Genomic DNA, 22,031 nt, shown 5'->3' with positions numbered 1-22,031 from the left:
TCTCCTATGCTCGATATTCAAATTCTTCATTTGAAAGCTTTATCATATCTCCATTTCGAAGGAGCTCTGCTCTACCGAATACCAGCTTTCTACCATTTAACCAAGAACCATTTGTAGAATTAGCATCCTCCAAATACAGACCTTCCTTTGCCTGTCTGATTACAGCATGCTTTCTACTGATAGTTCCGTTATCCTTAATACAATAATCCACGTGAAGATTGTCCTTACCGATGGAAAACATTCCCTTGCTTATGCTGATTTTTTCTCCAGTTTTCACTCTTACTAAAGTTCCAAGCTTTAACTTTTGAGAATCAACCTTTTCTCCATCAAGCACTGTTGTTTCACCAAGTGAATTCAAACCGCCTGAAAGGACGCTGGTACCAGGTGCCTGGGAATTAATTGAACCAAGGCTTCTGATGACGTCCAGATTATCCTGGCTTGAATATCTTGCAAGAGCTTCATTTTTCGGAACATCATCTTTGCCTTTTTTAGCTTCTTTTTTGTCATTCTTACGTGTGATTTTCACAATGATGATTGTCACAATTCCTGACACTACAGATACGATTCCCACACAGATTATTATGAGTAGCCAAAGTGGTATTGAGCTATCTTTGGCTTTATCAGATTCTTCGCTTGCTGGCTTTTTCTCAGCTTCCTTTTGTTTAGGGTTTGAATATACCTTTGAATACTCGAATCCAAATCCATCAAGGACCTTGGCAATCACAGTTGAGTCCAAAGCACAGCTGTACATACCATCCTTTGAAAGGGTATTCATTCCAATAACGTAACCATATTCGTTGACCAGTGGTCCACCACAATTGTTCTCACCCACTGCCACATCACTTTCTATGGTTTGTATGCCATTGAAAGAAAGGAGGTTAGCAATGCTTCCTGCTGTCATTACAATCTGCTCATTTGTAAAATACTGAACCGCAGAATCATAACCAATGCGGTCTGGGTAGCCTAAGGCATATACCTTCTCTGTGGTTTCGTATGGAAGCTTTGTCAAATCGTAATCCTTATTAGTCAGCACTGTAAGCGGTGTTCTTGTATGAATAGGTTGTGACAGCTTCAGTATTGATAAATCATACTCAGGGCTACTGTTCACCTGCTCTGCCTGAACAACAATATCCCCTTCCATGACAATCTCAGTGGAAAGATTAATTTTGCTCCAAGCCTCATCGTTGTTTGGAATTTCATAAAACTCAAAGGCTGCGTTTTTTGCTTCCTCACTAGGATTAACAATATGACTGCAGGTGATTACATACTCTGTGCCTTCCTCGCTACCAACAATAAAGCCTGCTCCGCCACACACCACATGTTTACCTGTGTTCTCATCCACAAAAACAGTATTTATTTGAACAACACCGTTCTTTGCATCGTCTTTAGTTGGTGTTTTTTTCTTGGCATATACTGGTACACTCAATATAACCAGAAGAAGAATGCTTACAAACGTAAGCATTCCAGCCTTCTTCAAAAACTTCATTCTCAATTCTCCTAGATAAAAATAATTAATTCTTCTTATCCTTTTTTCTAATAAATAATGCTGTAGCTACAGCCACAATAACTGTCAATAATCCAAGAACAGCTACACCAAGCCATCCCATCTTGCCCTGCTTAAGCTTAGCTATTGCATCGTAATCATCTCCAGCATTTGGAGTAACCTTTGACTTAAGCTCTATTTTCTCAGCCTTCATCGAAACAATAACGTTGTAGCTAAGTCTTGTTTCATTTCCAGCATAATCAGTAGATACAAGAACTACGGCCTGTGTTTCTTCCTTCTCAGGAATTGTTACCTTTACAGTTCCACCTGTTTCTGCAAGGTCAGCGTTACTAAAGGTTGCTTCCTTCTTTGAATCCAAATAAACATCAAGCTTTGAAACACCGATAGTGTCTGTAACATTTACAGTGAATTCGTGCTCTGCCTCGTCATAGCGCTCGCCCTCTTCAAGGTCTGCTACCAAAAGAGTAGGTGCTGTTGTATCCACCATAAACTCAACCTTGGCATTCTTAGTCTGGTTGCTCTGCTTGTTTGAAGCCTTATCCTCTGAATAAACAGCTACGGAATAGAAGCCATCCTTTTCAAAGTTGCTCTTGTTGATGGTGTAGGTTACTGAATGATTACCATCACTATTTACTTCAGATACCTGGTATCCTTTTCCCTCCTGAAGGATTTTTACATTTCCATCGCAGGTAACAGATACTTCTCTGCTGCTAATTTCATCTACATTATTTTCAGTGATTACAACCTTCTGTGGCTTTGTTACATAGTAACCATTTACCATAGCAGTTGTTTCTGCACCGAGAATATAAACAGAACCATATCTGTTTATTGAATATGAAAGACTCTGCTGAGCAATATTTCCAGCTAAATCTTTTATTTCAACATTTAAGGTATAGAAATCGTCGCTATCCTTGTTGTTTGGCAAATCAAGGATGGTGTAAGTAACCATTTCTTTACCAAGCTTCATTTCTGTTGGAGGAGACATAAGGCCATGCTTAGCTCCGAAGAATGAAATATCAATAAGATTATCTCTAAGGTTCGGATCCTTCACAGTAATCACTGGATTAACACTGCCATTATTTGCAGACATGTCCTCCACACCTGTGATTTCAAGCTCTGGCTCTTTTGTATCGATTACAAACTCGTTGCTTGTATATTCTTCTGAAACATTTCCTGCCAAATCCTCAAGCTTAATAGTGAAGCCATAGGTTCCATCCTTATCAAACTTGATTGTAGTCTGGTGACTGTCACCGTTTTCTGTATAATCAGATGTCTTTGGCAAAGCATCTGTGCCCTTAAGGACATTTAACTTTACAAGGTCATTAGAGAAGCTTGCCTCTTTAATATCGATTGTTGCTGTACGAGAATTGTTAAAATACTTATCATTCTCATAGTTTGTGTTATCAAAATTTACCTCTACCACTGGGGCAGTCTTATCAATTACAAACTCTGAATATACAGTATCAGCATTTTCAAGCTCACACTTGTTTCCTGCCAAATCTATGAAACTAAAATCCTTAAAACAATAAGTTCCATCCTGATTGAAAGTGATATCAAAAGTGTTATCTTTGTCAGATGTTGAAATGGCACCAACAGTAGCCTTTTCAATTCCATCGCAGGTAAAGCCCTGTGTTGTAAGGTTATCCTGATTGATATTTTCATCTGTGACAGTTATCTTTGCCACTCTGTCTGTGTTGTAATACTTTTTGTTCTTTGGGCTGTTGTTATCATAGGCCACTGTTACCTTAGGGGCTTCCTTGTCGATAACAAAGCTTGGTGCTTCTTCTGTATGTCCAAGGACTAATTCATTACCAGCCTTATCTCTAAGTTCTCCAATAACAACGTACTTTCCTGATGCTGAATAGGTAGCACGGATTTCATATTTGTTTTTGCTTTTTCCAACTCTATCCTTATCTGTTATTTCAAAGTTGTTTTCATCAGAACCCGATTCCCCTGGAACGATAACTCTAATATTTCCTTCCTTAAGGTTCCATTCGTTTATCTTAGCAACAAGCTCCACATCACATGAATAATAAGGAGCGTATTCCTGATTATCTGCTTTGCATCCTAAATCAAGGGATGGTGCAGTGTTATCAATTCTTACAATCACTCTTTCAGAATGGAAGCTTTCACCCTGCATTCCAAAATCAAGTCGATAATAGTGAGTACCCTCCTTGTTTGTATCAATCTGGAAGGAATAATCATTTGCATAATAGATTTCGTTATCTTCTGTCATCTTTTCTGAAGATGATTCACTTGGAGTGATTACATCTGCATCTGTAGGATTCCCCTTAGAGTCCAAAGTAATCAATCTTGGGTTTTCCACTGCATGGCTACTTCTACCCTTAAAGTTAACAATCAGATCTCTATTATCATGTATAGGCTTTGAATACCACACATGCTTTCCATCCTGGATCCATGTATAGTCATCTCCATAACCATTTTTAACAGTTCTAGAAAAGTAGTAACCATTACCTTCAGACTCCATTGGTCCGATTTCTTCTAATGCTTTTTTCTTTTCTTTTTGTTTTTGTTCCTCAGCCTTTTTCTTTTCAGCCTCTTTCTTCTCGGCCTCTTTCTTCTCAGCTTCTTTCTTTTCAGCTTCTTTCTTTTCAGCTTCTTTCTTTTCAGCCTCAGCTTTTTTCTTTTCGGCTTCCTTCTTTTCTGCCTCAGCCTTCTTATCTGCCTCAGTCTTTTCTGTCTCAGTCTTCTCTGGCTTATCAGCTTTTTCTTCTATTTTCTGTTCAGGCTTTACTTCTTCCTGAGCCTTCTTATCATCCTGTTTCTCTGGTGCCTGATTTGCAGCATCCTTCTTGTCAGCTTCCTGTTTTTCTTGAGCTTCCTTCTCAGGTGCAGCTGTTTCAGCCTCTGACTTATTAGGCTCTGTCTTTTCAATCTGATTCTCAGACTCCTGATTTTCAGGCGCTGCCTTCTCAGGCTCCTGTTTCTCAGTTTCAGCCTGGTTTGTTTCAGCCGTTTCTGTTTTTTCTTCTTGGGAAATTTGTTGATTTTCCTGTTTTTCATCTGCATGAACGCAGACAAAAGAATTGCTAAACAGCACGGTGCATAATAGGCACAGTGCTACTACTCGATTGAGATTTCTCCCGTTTCTGTTCTTTTTCACCACATTATCTCCTCATAGTTTACTTCATCACTCCTCCCCGTATGTACAAAAACACACTTTTCAATTATTACATAATCGTTACATTGATGCAACATGATATTCCATTAATTTTTTAATCCGAGTATTAGGCTATAAATAAAAGGATACCAGCCAGTATATACGGCTGATATCCTTAATATAATGTTAATATTTTAGGATTTACGTAATATTTTAGTTATTTCTCCTAGCTTTAACCAGTGCAAATACTGACTGCAAAATAATGAATACACATAAGAGAGCTGCAGTTGCAATGTTTGCCCAGCTAGAAAGAAGCTTTCCGTTTGTGTTTACAAGCACTGTAATTGTACCGTTGATAAGCACACCAAACAGTGAACCAATTACATTACCAACACCACCTGTAAGAAGGGTTCCTCCGATTACTGCTGAAGCAATGGCATCCATCTCAAGTCCCTTTGCTTGGTTAACAGATCCTGACATAGTGTTCAAGCAATAAAGGATTCCACCGATAGAGCAAAGGAAAGAAGAAAGAATGTGTGAAAGCATTCTTGTTTTCTTAACATTTAATCCCATCATTGTTGCAGAGGTTTGGTTTCCACCTACAGCGTAAAGGTTACGACCAAACTTGGTGTACTTTAGCATAAGGAAAATCAATACCAAAACTACAAGAGCAATAAGCACTGTAGGTCTCATGTAAGGAACTACAATTTTACCATGACGGTTTGCCTTACCTAAAAACTCTGGAAGATTAATCTTTGAGTTTGCCCAACCATAGAAAACTGGGTTGTCAGCTTCAGTGATAGAAATCTGTCCTGAACAGATAACTGCTGTCATACCACGGGCAAAGAACATTCCTGCCATGGTAACAATGAATGGCTGAATCTCTAAATATCCAACCAAGAAGCCTTGTACCGCACCAAATACCAATCCAATTACAAGAACAAGGATTACCATTGGCACTGCCCCCATCTTCCATTCAGTCATACCATAAACTAAAAGCATACAGTCCATAGCAATGACAGAACCAACTGAAATATCAATTCCACCTGTAAGCATTACGCAGGTCATTCCGCAGGTAACACAGATAAGACCAGCATTGTTTATAAGAATGTTTAAAAATGTTTGAAGGTTACTAAAGCCCTTATCCTGATAGATTGCACATCCTACAGCGTACATAAGGATAAACAGGCCAATAGTAATAAAAATAAGTACTGTATTTGAATCTAATCTCTTTCTTGTTTTCATTATGCAACCTCCTTTACTGGTGTAGCAGCCTCAGGAGCCTTTGATGCTCTCTGAGCTTTTCTTGCTGCCATATATGCCTTAAAGGCTGGAGCCTGCACAACTACGATAATTATAACGATAATTGCCTTAAACACTGGTGCCTTATCAGTTGAAACACCCATAGCAAGAAGGGTTGTTGTAATAGCCTGAATTGTATAAGCACCGATGATTGAACCTGCAAGATTAAACTTACCACCACCAAGAGAGTTACCACCAAGAGCAACTGCTAAGATGGCATCAAGCTCATAGTTAAGACCGATGTTGTTTGAGTCTGCTGAGTAAATTCTTGAAGAAGCTACAATACCAGCAATACCAGCACAAACACCACAAATCACATAGCAGATAAAGCAAATAACATCAGAGTTAATTCCTGAAATTCTTGCTGCTCTGCTGTTGATACCTACAGACTGAATGTAAAGTCCCAGAGCAGTCTTTTTAAGAAGTACTGCCACAATAGCAATTACGATTGCAGCCACAAATACAGGTGTAGGAATTGGATTTCCTGGAAGGAAATTTCCTAGATACTTGTATGGCTCATATCGTATATACGTAATCTGGTTATTACAAAGGAGCAAGCCGATGGCACGAGCTGCTGTAAACAAAATCAAGGTTGCAACCATTGGCTGAATCTTTAGCTTTGCCACAAGTGCACCGTTCATTGCACCACTCAAGCCGCCCATGAATACGCCGAAAAGCATACCAACAATCATTGGAACTGCCAGTACTGAAACTGAGTTGTTTCCATATCCAGCCAGGAGCATACAGCAGCTACAAGCTGAAAGTGACATTACTGAACCAACAGAAATATCTGTACCTGCTGATACAGCTACAACCAAGGTCTGACCAACTGCAAGGATTGCAATCTCAGATCCACGGTTCAAAATATCAATTAAACGTCCATATAAAACACCATTGTTAATACTGATTGAAAAGAAAGCTGGTGACTTAATCAAATTAATCAGTAAAACCAAAATCATACAAAAGATTGGTAGGAACAGTGGTTTCTTTGTAAGCTTCTTAAAATTTTCCATCATTATTCTCCACCTCCTGCAATGGCAGCCATGACAGATTCCTGAGTCATGTCGCCAGAAATTTCTCCTACCTGAGCCCCATCGCGCATTACATACATTCTGGTGCAGGTACGAAGCATCTCTTCAATTTCAGAAGAAATAAATACGATACTCATACCCTCTTCCTCCGCAAACTTTAAAGCCAGCTTCTGGAATTCAGTCTTTGTACCAATGTCGATACCTCTGGTTGGCTCATCCAAAATAAGGAAATCAGGATGTGTGCATAACCATCTGGCCAAAATAACCTTTTGTTGATTACCACCTGAGAGCTGATTGATTGGAGTCTCTCTAGAGGCGGTTTTTATTTGCAACATCTCTATGAACTTATCAGCAATTTCATTTTGCTTTGAAAGTGGAATCTTCTTGAACATTCCATTTCTTGCCTGAAGGGCCAAGATAATATTCTCCCTAACTGAAAGATCACCAATACATCCATCAGCTTTTCTATCATCTGGCAAATATCCCATTCCAGCTTTAATGGCATCCAGTGGTTCTTTTACATTAAGAGCCTTTCCCTTCACCTTTAAAGTGCCAGTTTGAGCTTTATCCGCACCATAGATGCAACGAACCATCTCTGAGCGACCAGAACCAAGAAGGCCAGTAACACCAACAACTTCACCCTTCCTAATCTTAAAGTCAAAAGGTTTGATAGTACCCTTATGACTGAGGTTGGATGCTTCCACAACCAATTCATCTGATACACTGCTATTACCCTCCTTTTTGATAGATGCTAAATCATCAAAATCTTTTCCAAGCATAGCAGCAACAAGTTTAACTCTTGGCATTTCCTCTACTGAGTACTCGCCAGCAAACTCGCCATTTCTAAGTACAGTGATTGTGTCGCACACTGCGTATACCTGCTCCAAGAAATGTGTTACAAATACTATTCCAACTCCCTTTGCTTTCAGGTCTCTCATAACCTTGAAGAGCTTTTCTACTTCGTTATCGTCAAGTGATGAAGTTGGCTCATCAAGGATAAGAACCTTACAATCCATATCTACAGCTCTTGCAATTGCTATCATCTGCTGAATCGCAAGAGAATAATTTTCAAGTGCAATAGTTACATCAATTTTAATATCCAAACCATCCATTATTTCCTTGGCGCGTTTGTTCATCTTACGCCAGTCGATGGTTCCTATTTTTGTCTTTGGCTCACGGCCAATAAACAAGTTTTCTGCCACTGTTAAGTTAGGGCAAAGGTTTACCTCCTGGTAAACTGTGGCGATTCCCTTTTCCTGGGCCTCCAAGGTAGAATGGTTTACAACAGGGCCATCTATACCAGCCACATGGATTTCTCCAGCATCCAGAGAATAAACACCTGTTAATACTTTAATAAGAGTAGATTTTCCTGCACCATTTTCCCCCATTAGAGCATGTATCTCTCCCTTTCTGAGAGTGAATTGTGCATGGTCTAATGCTTTTACACCCGGAAAGGATTTGGATATGTCCCGCATTGTGATAAGTAAATTTTCATCCATATTCTCTCCTCCTAGCGCTCATCAACTTCTTCTAGCCACCTTACTTAATAAAAGGGGAAGGAAATTTCCTTCCCCTGAGTGATACGTATATACGATTTAGTATGAAGCCTGTGATGCTGCGTCTGTAACCTGGATAAGGTCTTCTGTAACTTCCTTGCCTGCATTGTTTGTGTATGTGATTGACTTAAGGATATCTTCTGCAACATACCATGGCTCTGTCATGAATGTCTGCTTCTGAACATCTTCACCCTTCTTAAGTGCCTGGATGATGTCTGCACAGTAAGAACCCTGAAGTGGGTAGCACATGAAGTCTGCGTTGATGTCGCCTGACTGAACATACTCAAGACCAGCCTTGCAAGCGTCGAAGGAAATAAGGATTACGTCCTTGTCAACACCATAAGAAACACCAGCTGCCTTCATAGCATCCATAGCACCGAAAGCTTCGTTATCATTCTGGCAAACAACTACGTTGAACTTACCTTCATATGACTTGCAGTATGATTCCATAACCTGCTGTCCACCATCCTGTGTGAAGTCGCCATCCTGAGAATCAAGGATTGTCCATCCTTCCTGATCAGCATACTTCTTGAAACCATCTGTACGTCCAATCTGAGCTGAAGAACCATTAGAACCTTCAATAACAAGGATGTTAAGATCTGTGATTCCCTTAGCCTCTGCATAAGCCTTTAACCAAGCACCTGATGCAAGACCTTCGTTCATGAACTCTGAACCAACCCATGAAACATACTTATCTGAATCTTCGATTGTTCTATCGATTACGATTACAGGAATACCTGCGTCCTCGCACTCTGTAAGAACTGTATCCCAACCTGTTGAAACGATAGGATCGATTACGATGTAATCAACATCATCCTGGATGAACTGTCTAACTGCTTCGATCTGCTTTGCAGAATCATTATCGCAATCAACGAACTCAAGGTCATATCCGTTAGCCTCTGAGAAAGCTTCCTGAACTGAGTTTGTTGAAGCTGTACGCCAATCAGATTCGTGACCAACCTGAGCGAAACCAACGATGATCTTCTCTCCAGAATCCGCTGCTGTGTCTGAGCTTCCAGCGTCAGTTGTCTCTGCTGATGAATCTCCTGTGTCTGCTGCTCCTGTATCTGAGCTACCACAAGCTACCATTGATACAGCCATAAGGCTTACGAGCATTCCTGCTACTAATCTTTTTTTCATAAGGTTTTCTCCTTCCTTCTCCTTGCCAGGTCCCCCCCTGGCCCTTTGTTTTCTAAATTTAATTTATCATTGTGATTTTTTTACAACAATGAAATCACCCTAAAAAAACACGGTTCTAACTTTTGGATGATACCAATTTTCTCATTCTAAAAATTTCACATACCAATTTCTTACAGGGTATGTATTTCACGTTTTCAGGGGTAAATATTTTTGATAGATAGGTTAGAAATATTACGATTGGTATGTATTGTATTTAGATAAATTTCATACCAATTTTAGTGAGTCTATGTTAAAATTTTGGTAGTGTATAGGGAACATTTTGTATTAGGGGGAATTATTTTATGGTTCCAAAATATATTCAACTAAAAGAAACTATCAACAATGAAATTCTAAAAGGCACCTATCCAATTGGCTCAAAGCTTCCTACAGAGGTACAGCTGGCTGACATGTATCAGGTCAGTCGTTCCACCGTAAGGCAAGCTCTTCAGATGTTATCTGAGGAAGGTATTATCAATAAACACTGGGGTAGTGCCAACACAGTCATCTCCAAAAGCGATACCTCCAAAAAGAAGATTGTGGTTATCCTAGTGCCCTTCAAGAAAAATCCTTACTACTCTATCCTAATAGAAAACCTGACTGCCAAGCTTTTAAAGGAAGGACTCACTCCAGAGGTTCACGAAAGTAAGAACCATCTTTCAGAAGAGCGTACTGTCCTTTCATCTATGATAAATGACCTTTACGGCGGATTGATTATTGCTCCTGCCCTAAGCGGCAGACCTTCCACAAACTGTGATTTGCTTCAGCTACTGTTAAAAAGAAAAACTCCTATTGTTTTTATAAATACAGCTCCAGTGGGTATCTACAATCCAGCTGTCATCTCTGCCGATGACTACAGCAAGGGCTATCAGATGGCCAGAAGCTTTATAAATTCTGGGCATAAAAAAATAGGTGGAATTTTTGTACACGATCGTTACTCCTCCATCTGTTCCTTCTCAGGTTTCGTGGATGCCATTAGGGACGCTGGCCTTACTATCAATGATGGTTGTTTTCTTTGGATTAACTCCGTGGACCCTCAAGGTTGCACCAGCAGAAGCTCCAGCTCCATCAATCGATTTTTGAAGTACGCCTACGAAACTGTGTCTGTGGTATACGTGGACGATTCCACTATAAACACTGACGGGGCATATCCTTTATACAAATCCACCTTATCTCCTACAAAGGATATGGGTAAGGAAGCCGCAAAGCTTTTCTTAGAAATAAAAAAGAATGGCAACAGTTCATCTGTTACCATTCCCTATAAATAATTAAAACTTTCTTTTCTCTATAAACTGTGCTGTCAGATTATCCTTGGTGAAGTGCTGTTCCTTAACATAAGTTATCTTTGGAACAGCCTCGCCTTTTTCCAATCGACTGATTAGCTTATAAATATATGGGCCCTGGAGAGGATTACACTCCACCTCCACACTTATCTGACCCTCCATGCACATCACAAGTGCTGTGTTCATAGCATCAAAGGAAATCACCTTTATCCCCGAATCACTTCCATAGGAAACTCCAGCCTCATTCATGGCTGCAATTGCTCCGTAGGCTTCTTCGTCATTCTCACAATATATTACATCTATGTTTTCTGGACCAACTTCCTCCAAAGCTGTGGTCATGATTTCTCGCCCCTTGGCCTTTGTGAACTCGCCACAGGCTTCGTAGGTTACCTTCCAGTCAGGATGTTTTTCAAGAGCTCGTTCCAAAGCGCCGCTTCGACCAAGCTGCGCAGAAGAACCAATAGTTCCCTGAATATGTACAATGTTTAATTCTTTTGAAGCATCCTCCTCTAAGGATAACATGCTTTCCAATTCTGCTATAGCTGCATCTCCCTCAGCCTTAAAATCCGAACCTACAAAGGCCGTGTAAAGAGATTCATTTTCAACCACTACATTTCTGTCGCAGATAATCACTGGAATACCTGCCGCCTTGGCCTCAGATAAAACAGTATCCCAGCCGGTCTCCACTATAGGACTAAGCACAATATAGTCTACGTCCTGTTGGATAAAGGTTCTAATATCTTTGATTTGATTATCCTGCTTTGACTTGCCATCCTTGTAAATCAGCTTGTAGCCTCTTTCCTCTGTGAAGCTTTCCATAACTGAGTCTGTAAGGGCAACTCGCCATGAGGACTCTGCTCCTGGTTGAGAAAAACCAACTACTATTAGGTCTTGCTCTTCATCTTCGTCCAGGGAGGAAGATTTTTTTCCTGTTAAACCACAGGAAACAATAAAAAATGTTAGGACAAGTAACAGTATGCTTGCTAAAACTAATTTCTTACTATGAACTTTCATTTTATCTCCCTATATATTAACACCTCATCCGAGCCCTTCGGGCTTACTTTAGGTATTACTGCTGTGATTGTGGTTCCAACTCCTTCTGTGCTGGAAATGGTCAGGCCATATTCATCCCCGTATAGAAGCTGCATTCTCTGATGCACGGTTCGAAGTCCAAATCCAATCTTCTCTCCTGTCTCCATGGCATCACGCATTTCCTGGAGTCTTGCCTCAGTCATTCCGGCACCATTGTCTTTGACTGTAAGCTCAATCTTATCACCTATATCAACAGCATCCACTCGAATTACGCCCTTTTCACGCTGAAGTTTTATGCCATGGTAAATACTGTTTTCTACCAAGGGTTGAAGTGTCAGCTTTGGTATAGAATATTCATAAAGGGATGCAGGAATATGCACCTCGTAATCCATTCGGTCCTGGTATCTGGTCTTTTGAATGGCCAAGTAACTAAGCACATGCTTCTGCTCCTCCTCAAGGGTGATAATATCTCGGCCTCGGCTAAGGCAGAATCTAAAGAAATCCGACAGAGCGCTGACCATTTGAATGCTATCCTCTTTTTTGTCAGCCTCTATAAGCCAGATGATAGTGTCCAAAGTATTGTACAAAAAGTGTGGATTTATCTGGGCCTGCAAAAGCTCCAGCTCTGCATGACGCTTTCTTCGCTCAGCTTTTTTGTTTTCCTGAATCAGATTGTTCAGCTGACCAACCATGTCTTCAAAACCATCTGACAGACTTTGAATCTCGATGGAGTCTGCTTCCACCGCTTCCTTCACCTCAAAATCACCAGCCTTAATATCCTCAACTCTTTTTGCCAGCTTTGTAATCGGGTGGGTGATTCTTTCAGTAATGTTTGAAGTATAAATTGCCACTGCAAGAGTCATTATTATAAACAGTCCTACTGTACCAAGAATCAAATACCTAAGCTCCTCTGACAGCTCCTCCTGAAGGCTGCTAAGGTAGGCTGATTCATAATAAAGATAATCGTACATGTAGGTCTGAATCAAATCAGTGAGGATATAGATGTTGTTCTCCAGCTGCTCCATGCCCTCATCGTAGGAGGCAGCATCATCTATCTCATCCATTCTCTGTTCCAAGGTAACACACAGGTTTCTTACGGAGGTAATGGCTTCCATACTCTTTTTTTGAGTGGTGTTATCCAAAAGCTCCTCCGCTAGCTTCCTGGCGTTCTCCACCTCATCAATAGGCTTGCCATCAGCATAGGCACTATCACTAACATAGTAGAACATCTTCAAGTCCACCACATTTTTGAAGTCCTGGTTGAAGGCCGAAGCCTCTGTTACATTGGCAAGAATCGTCTGATACTGAAAAGCATACCAGCTTAAAATACCTATGAGCACAGCGATAACTATACTCATAGGCACAAGAATAACCGATATCAAACGCCTCAGCATGACACTCATTGTTTGCTTCTTTTTAATCACGTTTCTCATGCTCCCCGTTCCTTGGTACGAAACTCCTTTGGACTAAGTCCGTAAGTCTTCTTAAAAATATAGCTGAAATAATGAGGATCCTTATAGCCCACCTGCTCAGCTATAATCTGGGACTTTTCACCTGTTGTAAGAAGCATTTGCTTTGCATGCTCCATACGCTTTGCTGTCATATATTCCACAAAGGTGGTCTTATTTTCCTTGGAGAACATTGCGCTCAAATAGCTAGGTGAAATGTTCACTTCCTTTGCCACCTCGTTCAGGCTCAGATTGCTATCACAATAATGCTCGTCCACATATCGGATAGCCTCAGAAAGCTGTGACTTTGATTGTTTTCCAAATTCGTTTTTACGTTTTGAAATAACCGTTGCAAACATCTTTGCCACAAATGGAAGAACAGTATCTTCCTCCACTCGCTCCACCTGTGTTCTGGCATCACTTTCAAGAATCACATCCGGATTCAAGGATAGCTTTCGCAAATAATCAGACACACACATGTACATGGTCATAGCAAAATACTTGCAAAACAAAATAGACTTCAAGGAATTCTTTGTCTGCTTGTTTAAAAGATTATCTAAAAATCCATCAATTTCGGATTCCTCAGCATTCTCCAAAAACAACGTAACCAGTCTTTGATCTATGTCTATAGTCTCACTTTCCTCATTGTTAATCTTGATAGCCTCAATATCATTATCTGTAAAAATATGTCCTGAAGGATTAATAAACCTACACCCCAGTCGCTTGCTGGCCCTATCGCAGGCTGCGGAGAATTCTGAAATCCTTGTAATGGTTCCGCTTTCTGCAAGATACCAATTAATCTCATCCTCGTACACCAGACAACGACGCTCCACATTTTCAATTAAAGTTTTTGTGAGACTATCAATGGAATGCTCATCCCCTTTGACGATAATGGCATAGCCCTCCATACTCCAATGGAAAACTATGTATTCAGGACAGCATTTCAGATATTGCATGAGCTGCTCAGACAAGCGAGCCCTATGCTTAGAAAAGCTAGGCGCAGATCCCACACCATCCATAGGCGTGAAATCCAAAAGCACCATGTTATAATGAGTTGCATCAAGAGAAAGCCCCAGCTCCTCAGATTTCTCATAGACCTCTGAGACAGACATGGTGCCTCCCACTAATTGATTAAAGAATCTTACTCTTGCGAATTGTTCGTACTCTTGACTTTCTGCTTTGAATTGCTCGAGGTAATTATCTTTTTCATTTTCCTTATCCAGCTTGCTCTTAACATCAGACATAACCTCACCAAGCTTATCCTTGGTAATAGGCTTCAGCAAATAATTATCTACTCCGATGCCAATAGCCTCCTGGGCATAAGAAAAATCATCAAAGCCGCTAATAATAATTATTCTTGTATTAGGCAGCTCCTTCTTAATAATTTTAGACAACGCAATGCCATCCATAAATGGCATTCTAATATCTGTGATAATAACATCTGGCTTTGTCTGCCTAATCTGTGGTAATGCCATCTCTCCATCCGCTGCATCACCAACATAGGCAAAGCCATGCTGCTCCCATGGGAAGCTTGCTTTCAACCCATCGCGGATGACAATCTCATCCTCGACTAAAAATACACTATACATTATTCCCCAAAAATCCTTCTTAAAACCTGTGACCTTCTCCCCTTCAGAAGAAAGTCAAAACCCCAAAACTACTAACTTGATTTCTTCTCAGTAGCTGCCTCTTCCGCCTCAGCAGCTTTCCTGGTTTCTACAAACTGAGAAACCATATCACACAAGACCTCCGCTGTAGCCTGCACACCAAGCAAAGAGCTGTTAATGCAAATATCATAACCTCTACTATCTCCCCATTTCATTGTAGAGTAATAATTATGATATGCCTTTCTCTTCTTATCATGGCGGAACATCTTTGCCTTAGCTTCCAGCCTATTAAGCTTGTAGAGTCTGCAAATTCTCTGTGTCTTTTCCTCCTCGTCACCCCTAACGAAGATAGAAACCAGCGCAGGATTTCCACGCAACACATTCTCAGAACATCTACCAACCACTACAAAACTTTCTCCGCTTGCAGCCTTCTCACGTATAAAATTAAACTGCAGCTGCGCAACTGAATCCTGAACAGATGACGAATGTCCCCTAACCGTTCTCACCAATCCCCTTCTCTTCATCTCCTCGTGCTGATGAAGGGATTCGGCCTCGATGCCATTTCTGGCTGCCATCTGATCAAGCATATTACGATCATACAATGGAATATTGAATTTCTCAGATAATATGGTAGCTATTTCGTGTCCACCACTTCCGTACTCTCTACTCACTGAAATAATCAATTGCCCCATAAACTAACCCCCTTCCAGTATTATCCTAACTTTATTTTATAGCATTATAAAAAAGAAGTCGAGCCTCTAAATGCCACAAAACCATAAAAATGTTACCATTTTCAGTCTCTTCTGAAAATTTACAGGGCTGGGGGCACCTCCCACCATATAGGCCTAGGCTCAATCACAAAATAATGATTCTCTAAATGCTGCATGTAGCTTTAGGCGGGAGGTGCCCCCAGCTAATATAAAAAACAAGAGACTGAAAATGGTAAGCTCAGTCTCTTGTGGTATTTAGAGGTAACGTACGTATATGTTTATCATGGAGATAGCAAGTACGATAAGGGTGCCGGGTACGAGTTCCTTGCAGTAGGTAGCCCAGCTGATAGGGTAACCTTCTTTACCGGCTGTGGAAATACCAACTACGTTGGCGCTGGCTCCGATAGGTGTCATGCTTCCTCCAATGTCTGTTCCGATAGCAAGTGTCCAAGCCATTGTGGCAAGGTCTACGCCTGTTGCCTGTGCAAGTGCATTAATAACAGGAATCATTGTTGCGGAGAATGGAATGTTGTCAATGAAGGCTGATGCAATGGCACTTACCCAAAGGATGATGGCAATCATAACATATGCGTTGCCGCCAGATACCTTTGCGATAAAGTCTGCGATTACAACAAGCACTCCAGTCTCTTCCAAACCACCTACAACTATAAACAATCCTATGAAGAATAAAAGTGTCTCGTAGTCTACTCTCTTCAAAAGCATAGGCGCTTTTCTGCCTGCAGTAATAAGAGTGATGGCTGCAATAAACACACCGATGAAGGCAACTGTAAGACCTGTGATGGCGTGTGTAACAAGAAGAGCTACAGCGACTCCAAAGATGATGGTGCTAGTTAAAAATTCCTTCATGTTATCAATCTTTACTTCAACATCGATTGTGCTAGGGTCTACTCTGTCACCTGGATCCTGAAGACGATTTCTCATAGTGAAATAGAAATAAATGATGATGATTACCAGCGATACGGCTCCGATTGCACCTGTGTTCATTACGAAATCTGCAAAGGAATATCCAAGTGATGTTCCAATGATGATGTTTGGTGGATCACCGCACATGGTTGCACTTCCGCCAAGGTTGGCACAGAAGATTTCTGCCATGATAACAGGAACTGGGTTGAACTTCAGTGTACGTCCAAGTCGAATTGTAACTGCTGCCAAGAAAAGGATAACAGTGATTGAATCGATGAACATAGCAAGCACTGAAGACAAAATCATAAAGGAAACAAAAATCTTTACTGGCTCGTAGTTTGCAAGCTTTGCGATTTTGAGACAAAGCCAGTCAAAGAAGCCTGCCTCTGCCATTCCTTCTACCATTATCATCATTCCCCATAGGAAAATGATAGTGGCCCAGTTGATACCTGAGGTTTGTTCCGCATGCTCCCCTGCAGAATACCAAAATTCCTTTGTGAAAATACCTTTTACCGCCATAGTATTAATAAAAGCTTTGGCATCTTTCATGGCAAAGCCAAACACAAAAATACTAGTACAGGCTCCGCATGCAAGTGTGACATAGTGCTTTGGGAATCTATCCCATACAATAAAAGCAAACATAGTCACGAATACCACTAATGCTAATATTTGCGCTAACATAAAAAACTCCCTTCGTATACATTTTTCCACATCATATTGTATACGTTGGGAGTTATTTTTAGAATAAACATTTTGACCTAAATGTTTGCTTTTTTTAACAATTCCTGCATAGATGCAGTATTTTTTAATTCAGAAAGGATGTTAATGGCTGCCCACTGCAAATCACCAAGAGCTAAATATGGTCCTCGGTTAAAGCCCTTGTAGCTGATGGTTCTATCCCCATTGACTTCCACGACAATGTTGCAGATTCCTTCCTTTTGTAACTCAATAGCCTTATGACTAATCTCTTTGTCAGGTGCAACTGTGGTGCTGATGATAGTATCACCATCTTTATCAAGCTTGAAGGAACCCCACTTTTCATAGCGAATCATAGGCACGTCGTATAAGTATGCCTTTTCTACTACAGTAACGTAACCATCTGGTTCGAAGGTTGGTGGAACGTTCAGCATGCATTCCAAAATCTTGTCTGGATCATAGCCTGGCATTATCAAGTCGCAGCCGGCGTGTATGTCTTCACCTTTATCAGAAACTGAACCCCAGTCAGACATAACAAAGCCCTCAAAGCCTATATCTCTTCGTAGGATATCTATGTTCAAGCCTCTCTGTGAAGAGGTATGAACGCCATTGATTCTATTTCCAGAGCACAGGAAGCCTGCTGGTCTGCTAATAAAATGACAAGAAGAGAAAGGACGAAGATATATTTCCGCAAAGGCTCTTCTTGGAATATTTATGATAGCATCTGTATCCTCAGTTTCCTGATTGTAGGTGGCAAGATTTTTCACGATAACGTTTCTTCCCTCGTATCGTTTTACGCCCATAATAAATCCTGCACCAATAATACCTGTTAAGGCTGGGTCCTCAGAATAGAACTCATAAGACCTTCCCCACATAGGATTTCTTGTGACATTAAGTGGAGGCGCCAAGGTGTAGTCGATACCATACTCCTCCATTTCTCTACCATAGGCACGCCCCATTCTTATCATGGAATTCATATCCCAGGTCTGAGCCATATTACTTGGCGATGGGAAACAGGTACACTGTATTCCAATAATGTGAAGTCCTGATGGTCCATCTGCAATGGTGACGCCAGGAATTCCAAGAGTGGTAGCAAACTGAGAGGTTGTACGAGCCGCAACCTCTAAGCCCTTCTTATCCAGTGAAAAGTTGAAGTTAAATCGATTTTCACTGTCATACTTGGACTCATCTGTGGCACCTACTACAAGTCTTGCAAGCACCTCTGGTGAAAGTGAAGCTACAAATTCCTCCATGGTTACATTGCCCTTGATTACATCAATGAAGGTAGCACTGCCACAAGGCTTCACTATCTCAATGTTTTCATAGGCTCTAAAAGGAATGTCATAGGCATTGTTATTTACATAAGATAAGTAATTACTTCCTTCCTGTATATAGGTAGTAAATTCTTTCTTTGGTTTTACCACTTTGTTTTCAGAATTATAGTCATTACTTGAAAGAGAGGCCACCTTAATAAAGCCTGTTTCTTCCTTTTGACGGGCAGGTGGAGTCAAGAACTCCATCTCCTTAGTAACTGGCATAGCATTTGTTACCTTTTTGATTGCCGTGGTTCTATCCAGTACCATCTTGGCGCAGACTTTTGTATCCCTAGAATTTGCACCTATTCTAAAGAGATAATCTCCCTTTTCCATAACCCATGCTAGACGCTCGTCATCAAAGGATGTAAGCGACATAATAGGTATCTTTATAGTTATCTCCTCGGATTCCCCTGGTTTAAGCTTTCCAGTTTTGCCAAAGGAACAGAGAGACTGATAAGGCTTTTCCAATTTGCCTTCTGGCGAACTGCAATAAACCTGAACCACCTGTCTACCAGCATGATTTCCAGTGTTAGTCACCTTAACTCTCATAATAAGAGATATCCAGCTGGCCTCAAAATATTCCAAGCTCATATCAAAGGTTGTGTAGCTCAATCCATATCCAAATGGATAAAGAGGTGCCACATCAAAGGCATCAAAATAACGATAGCCTACGTATAAGCCTTCCTTATAATCTATCTCATGATTCTTTTCAGCTTTACTTCTTTTTGCTGGTGTCTGGCAGGTTGAATAGTCCTTATACTTCTTCGCCCAAGTAGAGGTCAGACGTCCATTTGGATTCACTGCTCCTGTCAGCACATCTGCCAGTGAGTTTCCTGCTTCCATTCCAGGAACACCCATGAGAATAATTCCCTTAACATTTTTCATTTTGGCAATAGAAGAGATTTCCATCATGCCAGAGTTCAACACAAGGATTACATTTTTAAAAGAACTGGTTATTAGATTTATATTCTCCAATTCAACCTTGGAAAACTGATAAGGCTTTTCCTGATTTCGAAGCTCCTCATCTGACACATAAGGCCTTCTAGTAACATAGATACAAGTATCTGTTCCAAGAATTGCTTCTGCCATATCAGCAACAGAAATTGGAACCTCTGCTGGACGAACCTTCATTCCCGCAAACAAACTAGATGTTCTAGAATTACCAATATATTTTTTCTCAGAAAGCTTTACCTGCTTTTCCATCTTGTTAAGCCATGTATCTGTGCTAAAGGTAAAGCCATTATTTAGAAGCCCCTGCTTAACATTTACGTTTCCATCCGTAAATACGTAGTTGTAAAAAATACCGCAAAAAATAGTGTCAACAGCACCTGCTCCAAACAATGCAACCTTCCCTTTGTTAATAGGAAGAATACCATTATTTTTAAGTAGCACCATACTGTCGGCACCGAATGTGCGCACTAAATCCCTGTGCTCTGGGAATGCCATTTTTCCAGTTTTTGTAATTACTCCCCTAAGCTGTCGCAAATTCATTACAAATTACTCCCTAGAACTACTTATTACCCAAAACTCCCCTTTTATCCTTTTTTTTCGCTATGGAATATGATACTATTTTTTTACTTAAAAAATGTGTACATTTTGTTAAATTAATATGCGCAAAAGCTGAAAATTCGCCTATTAATACTCACTTTCTATGAATAAGGAGATTAACTATGCTAAAAGACATGTTTGACCGTGATTTTTCTCTCTCTTTTGAAGTATTTCCACCAAAAAAAGATGACGAATTTGAAAACTGCTACAAGGTGTTAGATTCTCTTTCTACACTTAACCCTGACTTCATCAGTGTTACCTATGGAGCAGGTGGAAGCAACTCAAAGAAAACTGTAGACATTGCCAATTACATCCAGAACACCTTGGGCATGGATGCAATGGCTCACATGACCTGCGTAGGTTCTGAAGCCAACGATATCCTTGAGGTTACAAAGGCTTTGGAAGAGGTTGGAGTTAACCACGTGCTTGCCCTTAGAGGTGACAAGCCAAGAGACATGTCTGATGAGCAGTTTGAGCGTCGAATCTTTCCTCATGCCACAGACCTTATACACTTTTTAAACGAAAACACATCACTTAGCATATCAGCTTCTTGCTATCCTGAAAAACACCCTGAAGCAATTTCTATGGATTCGGATATTGCCTTCATGAAAATGAAGCAGGACATGGGAGCAGAGATGTTTATCTCCCAGCTTTTCTTTGACAATGCAGACTACTACAGATTTATTGAGCGTACTGACAGAGCTGGCATCACTGTTCCTGTTGTTGCAGGTATTATGCCAATCACCTCAGTTAAACAGATTGGTTCCACTGTCACCTTGGCAGGTTCTTCTGTTCCAAAGAAGCTTGCTGATATTTGCGCAAAGTACAGCGAGGATCCTGAGGCCATGAGACAGGCAGGCATCGAATACGCCATCAACCAAATCAACGATCTTCGTAAATGCGGTATGGGTCACATCCACATCTACTGCATGAACAAGCCAAAGATGACTGCAGAAATTTGCGAAGCAATAAAATAGAAACAAGACATAAAAATGCTCCAGCCTTCACTGGAGCATTTTAGTTTGCTTATTTACTGATTATTCTTAAGCTCAAGATATAAAGCTGCATCTGTATTACTCATATATGGTCCTGTCCAGAACACAAATACAATACCAAGGGTAATGATTCCTAAGAAAATCCAGCCAATGAAGGATAAGTCCAATAGGAAAGCACGTCCCTTATTTCCATTCATCATCTGACGAGATTTTGTAATTACCTCTGTTGCAGATAATTCTGGATAATCCTTAATGATGTATGGGACCATCTTATATGAATACGTTTTTACGATACCTGGAATGAATAATAATAGGAACCAAAGTCCTAGGAATAAATCTCTTAAGAACAAGGTTACAAAAGTATGTCCATATCCACCAAAGCCTTCTTTGATAGTTCCAACCTCAGCATCTCCCTCTTCCACATTCTTCTTGAAGAATCTGTAGCATCCAACCTGAATAGGATTAGTAAGGAAAATACGAACTAAAATACTGATTACAAGAGCTATACCAACAAATCCCATAAGGATTCCCAAAATAGTCAATTGCTGTTCTGGTGATAAACCAGATAATACACCAGCAGCCTCGCTTGTAGCATCATCACTATTTGTTGCTTGTGAGGCAGCTGAACCACCTGCTGTAAAGATAGAAAGTATAAACGCTACCAAAACAGATTTCCAATAGTTTGCCTTAAAGGCTGCCTTGCCTCTTGTCTTAATTTCCCCAATAGTCCACATAACTTTTTCTCCTTTCAATATCCATGTGTGAAAAGTAAAAAAATATCG

Annotated in this window: 15 protein-coding genes; 2 read left to right on the top strand and 13 right to left on the bottom strand. The window is 40.5% G+C overall.

The window, feature by feature from the left end; all coding sequences use genetic code 11:
• Nucleotides 1–4 precede the first annotated feature (4 nt).
• The 6 genes from BLR54_RS13155 to BLR54_RS13130 all read right to left on the bottom strand — a co-directional run bounded on the left by BLR54_RS13155 (nucleotide 5) and on the right by BLR54_RS13130 (nucleotide 9,654).
• Complete coding sequence (locus BLR54_RS13155; RefSeq protein WP_090421831.1) at nucleotides 5–1,486, bottom strand: trypsin-like peptidase domain-containing protein; 1,482 nt, start codon at nucleotides 1,484–1,486, stop codon at nucleotides 5–7.
• A gap of 25 nt (nucleotides 1,487–1,511) precedes the next feature.
• Nucleotides 1,512–4,628, bottom strand: coding sequence for a cell envelope integrity TolA family protein (locus tag BLR54_RS13150; RefSeq protein ID WP_090421830.1), 3,117 nt, complete (start codon nucleotides 4,626–4,628; stop codon nucleotides 1,512–1,514).
• Nucleotides 4,629–4,838: 210 nt separating this feature from the next.
• A complete protein-coding gene (locus BLR54_RS13145) occupies nucleotides 4,839–5,870 on the bottom strand; it encodes an ABC transporter permease subunit (protein ID WP_090421828.1) in 1,032 nt (343 codons plus the stop codon).
• Nucleotides 5,870–6,943: an ABC transporter permease gene (locus BLR54_RS13140; RefSeq protein WP_330388213.1), complete on the bottom strand. Its 1,074-nt coding sequence runs from the start codon at nucleotides 6,941–6,943 to the stop codon at nucleotides 5,870–5,872. Before BLR54_RS13140 ends, BLR54_RS13145 begins: the two co-directional genes overlap by 1 nt.
• On the bottom strand, nucleotides 6,943–8,457 hold the full coding sequence (locus BLR54_RS13135) for a sugar ABC transporter ATP-binding protein (RefSeq protein ID WP_090421826.1): 1,515 nt from the start codon (nucleotides 8,455–8,457) through the stop codon (nucleotides 6,943–6,945). The genes BLR54_RS13140 and BLR54_RS13135 overlap by 1 nt, the downstream gene beginning before the upstream one ends.
• A 96-nt stretch (nucleotides 8,458–8,553) precedes the next feature.
• Nucleotides 8,554–9,654, bottom strand: coding sequence for an ABC transporter substrate-binding protein (locus tag BLR54_RS13130; RefSeq protein ID WP_090421824.1), 1,101 nt, complete (start codon nucleotides 9,652–9,654; stop codon nucleotides 8,554–8,556).
• Between the two features lie 341 nt (nucleotides 9,655–9,995).
• On the opposite strand from BLR54_RS13130, the gene BLR54_RS13125 reads away from it, so the two are divergent.
• On the top strand, nucleotides 9,996–10,958 hold the full coding sequence (locus tag BLR54_RS13125; protein WP_090421822.1) for a GntR family transcriptional regulator: 963 nt from the start codon (nucleotides 9,996–9,998) through the stop codon (nucleotides 10,956–10,958).
• Here BLR54_RS13125 and BLR54_RS13120 read toward each other — a convergent pair whose 3' ends face one another.
• The 6 genes from BLR54_RS13120 to BLR54_RS13095 form a co-directional block, all read right to left on the bottom strand.
• Entirely contained in the window at nucleotides 10,959–11,987 is a 1,029-nt protein-coding gene (locus BLR54_RS13120; RefSeq protein ID WP_090421820.1) for an ABC transporter substrate-binding protein, read from the bottom strand.
• Nucleotides 11,984–13,438, bottom strand: coding sequence for a sensor histidine kinase (locus tag BLR54_RS13115; RefSeq protein ID WP_090421818.1), 1,455 nt, complete (start codon nucleotides 13,436–13,438; stop codon nucleotides 11,984–11,986). The genes BLR54_RS13120 and BLR54_RS13115 overlap by 4 nt, the downstream gene beginning before the upstream one ends.
• On the bottom strand, nucleotides 13,435–15,042 hold the full coding sequence (locus BLR54_RS13110; protein ID WP_090421816.1) for a response regulator transcription factor: 1,608 nt from the start codon (nucleotides 15,040–15,042) through the stop codon (nucleotides 13,435–13,437). The genes BLR54_RS13115 and BLR54_RS13110 overlap by 4 nt, the downstream gene beginning before the upstream one ends.
• 71 nt (nucleotides 15,043–15,113) lie before the next feature.
• On the bottom strand, nucleotides 15,114–15,752 hold the full coding sequence (locus BLR54_RS13105) for a cytidylate kinase-like family protein (protein ID WP_090421814.1): 639 nt from the start codon (nucleotides 15,750–15,752) through the stop codon (nucleotides 15,114–15,116).
• 273 nt (nucleotides 15,753–16,025) lie between these two features.
• On the bottom strand, nucleotides 16,026–17,375 hold the full coding sequence (locus BLR54_RS13100) for an ArsB/NhaD family transporter (protein WP_090421812.1): 1,350 nt from the start codon (nucleotides 17,373–17,375) through the stop codon (nucleotides 16,026–16,028).
• A gap of 77 nt (nucleotides 17,376–17,452) precedes the next feature.
• Entirely contained in the window at nucleotides 17,453–20,197 is a 2,745-nt protein-coding gene (locus BLR54_RS13095) for a glycoside hydrolase family 3 protein (RefSeq protein ID WP_090421810.1), read from the bottom strand.
• A gap of 179 nt (nucleotides 20,198–20,376) precedes the next feature.
• On the opposite strand from BLR54_RS13095, the gene metF reads away from it, so the two are divergent.
• A complete protein-coding gene (gene metF, locus BLR54_RS13090) occupies nucleotides 20,377–21,231 on the top strand; it encodes a methylenetetrahydrofolate reductase [NAD(P)H] (RefSeq protein ID WP_090421808.1) in 855 nt (284 codons plus the stop codon).
• A 53-nt stretch (nucleotides 21,232–21,284) separates the two neighbouring features.
• Here the strand turns inward: metF and BLR54_RS13085 are convergent, their stop codons facing one another.
• On the bottom strand, nucleotides 21,285–21,983 hold the full coding sequence (locus BLR54_RS13085) for a DUF975 family protein (protein ID WP_090421806.1): 699 nt from the start codon (nucleotides 21,981–21,983) through the stop codon (nucleotides 21,285–21,287).
• Nucleotides 21,984–22,031: the final 48 nt, after the last annotated feature.

This window comes from Pseudobutyrivibrio sp. YE44 (assembly GCF_900104335.1).
In the GTDB taxonomy this organism is placed as follows: Bacteria; Bacillota; Clostridia; order Lachnospirales; family Lachnospiraceae; genus Pseudobutyrivibrio.
This window is presented reverse-complemented; position numbering and strand designations above follow the sequence as displayed.